Origin of the sequence: Paraburkholderia sp. BR10937 (assembly GCF_040965695.1) — a bacterium.
GTDB lineage: Bacteria > Pseudomonadota > Gammaproteobacteria > Burkholderiales > Burkholderiaceae > Paraburkholderia.
In genome coordinates this window covers 1-249 of sequence record NZ_JBFRCL010000230.1, presented here as the reverse complement: position 1 = coordinate 249, position 249 = coordinate 1, and the positions used below count along the sequence as shown (strand labels likewise).

1 pseudogene is annotated in these 249 nt (G+C 65.9%); it reads left to right on the top strand.

The features are described from left to right. Positions 1 to 123: 123 nt before the first annotated feature. Positions 124 to 249: pseudogene (locus tag AB4Y44_RS42765) on the top strand (anion permease); the annotation flags it as partial.

Below are 249 nucleotides of genomic sequence, written 5' to 3'. Positions count from 1 at the left end.
AGCGCCTGCTCGGGGTGTCCATCGGACTGCTGCTCTTCTGGGCGACCGAAGGCAAGCTGCACCCGTTCGACACCACCTCCGTCACCTACGTCGGGCTCGTGCTGCTGCTGTTGCCGCGCTTTGGCGTTCGGCGTGGACAAGCGCTCGAACATCGCGGCGGGCATCATGATCGTGGTCGCGCAGGCGACGAGCATCTGGAACGTCGGCATCCAGACCGCCGCCGCACAGAATCTGCTGACCGTGGGCTTC